This window comes from Acinetobacter sp. AOR14_HL (assembly GCF_027855175.1).
GTDB lineage: Bacteria > Pseudomonadota > Gammaproteobacteria > Pseudomonadales > Moraxellaceae > Acinetobacter > Acinetobacter calcoaceticus.
Window position 1 is genome coordinate 1 of sequence record NZ_JAKTII010000025.1, and the last position, 2,038, is coordinate 2,038.

Annotated in this window: 3 protein-coding genes; all 3 read right to left on the reverse strand. The window is 47.1% G+C overall.

Annotated elements, in window-relative coordinates:
- Positions 1-869 (reverse strand): acetyl-CoA C-acyltransferase (locus MKL38_RS19090; RefSeq protein WP_270904138.1); only part of this gene is annotated, 869 nt, incomplete at its 3' end.
- Between the two features lie 11 nt (positions 870-880).
- Positions 881-1,534: a 3-oxoacid CoA-transferase subunit B gene (locus tag MKL38_RS19095; protein WP_270904139.1), complete on the reverse strand. Its 654-nt coding sequence runs from the start codon at positions 1,532-1,534 to the stop codon at positions 881-883.
- An 18-nt stretch (positions 1,535-1,552) separates the two neighbouring features.
- On the reverse strand, positions 1,553-2,038 hold a 486-nt coding region (locus tag MKL38_RS19100; protein WP_270904140.1), incomplete at its 5' end, for a 3-oxoacid CoA-transferase subunit A.

Below are 2,038 nucleotides of genomic sequence, written 5' to 3' on the forward strand. Positions count from 1 at the left end.
ACTGCTGTTGAAGCAATGATCTTGGCACGTGGTTTTAAGTTGTAAGCTTGAACTGCCTCATCAGATGCGATCAGTAATGCTGCTGCACCATCGTTAATGCCCGAAGCATTACCCGCAGTGACAGTGCCATCAGCCTTTACAACTGGTTTAAGTTTGCTTAAACCTTCAAGTGTGGTCGATGCACGTGGATGTTCATCGGTATCAATCACAACAGCATCACCCTTACGCTGAGGGATTTCAACTGCCACGATTTCTTTAGAAAAAAAGCCTTTGGCTTGCGCGCTTGCGGTGCGTTGTTGGCTCGCCAAGGCAAACTGGTCCTGATCTGCACGATTTACGTTGAACTTTTCAGCGACGTTTTCGGCAGTCTGAGGCATGGTGTCTACACCATACAATTCTTTAAGTTTTGGGTTAATAAAACGCCAACCCATAGTGGTGTCTTCAATCTTCTGGCTACGACCAAAAGCACTGTCTGACTTACCCATCACATAGGGTGCACGGCTCATGCTTTCTACACCACCTGCAATCACCAAGTTCGCTTCACCCGCTTTAATGGCACGGGCAGCAATGGCAATCGCATCGAGTGATGAACCACACAAACGGTTAATAGTGGTTGCTGGAACCTGATACGGTAAACCTGCAAGCAGTGCTGACATACGGCCGACATTACGGTTGTCTTCACCGGCTTGGTTAGCACAGCCATAGATCACATCATCGACCTGTTCCCAATCTACATTTGGGTTACGCTGCATGAGCGCTTTAATTGGCACAGCACCAAGGTCATCGGCACGGACAGGAGCAAGGCCACCGGCATAACGGCCGAATGGGGTACGGATTGCATCGATGATATAAGCGTTTTTTAATGTCATTTCCTACTTCCTTACCCTTGAGTGGCATCAATCAAAGTTGCACCAGTCAAAGCCTGTAACTCATCAAAGCCAAGACCTTCTACTTTCTCAAGCACTTTCAAACCATCTTTGGTCACATCAATCACACAAAGATCGGTGTAAATACGGTCAACACATTTCTTGCCCGTAACCGGATAGCTCAACTCAGCTACAATCTTCGGTTCACCTTGCTTGGTCACATGATCTGTGGTGATAAATACTTTTTTAGCACCTACAGCTAAATCCATCGCACCACCTACCGCAGGAATCGCATCCGGTGCACCAGTGTGCCAGTTCGCCAAATCACCATTAGCAGCAACCTGAAATGCACCTAGCACAGCAATATCAAGGTGTCCACCACGCATCATGGCAAATGAGTCGCCATGGTGGAAAAAGCTGCCGCCTTCAAGCATGGTCACAAACTCTTTACCTGCATTAATCAGTTCAGGGTCTTCTTCACCTTCGGCTGGTGGTGGGCCAAAAGCCAATAAACCATTTTCAGAATGAAGGAAAATATCTTTGTCGTTAGGTAGGTAGCTCGCAATCTTGGTTGGTAAGCCAATACCAAGGTTCACATAGGCGCCATCGGGAATATCTTGTGCCACACGTTTTGCAATCTGGTCACGGCTGAGTTTCTGGTAGCTCATGTTATTTCTCCTTATTGCTTATTGTGCGGGCTGTACTTGTACAACGTGTTGTACAAAAATACCTGGGGTGATGATGTGCTCTGGGTCTAATCCACCCAACTCAACCACCTCAGAGACTTGAACAATGGTGACATCCGCGGCCATGGCCATAATTGGACCAAAGTTACGTGCAGATTTACGGTAAACCAGATTGCCCCAGCGATCGCCCTTATAGGCTTTAATAAGCGCGAAATCTGCTTTAATTGGATATTCAAGTACGTAGTCTTTACCATCGATCTGGCGGGTTTCTTTGCCTTCCGCTAAAAGTGTTCCAAAGCCTGTTGGGGTAAATACAGCCCCAAGCCCCATACCAGCTGCCTGAATACGGCACGCCAGATTACCTTGCGGCACTACTTCAAGCTCTACTTTCCCAGCACGGTACAGTTCATCAAACACATAAGAGTCTGACTGACGTGGAAAAGAACAGATGACTTTTTTAACTGATCCTGCTTTAAGCAGTTTAGC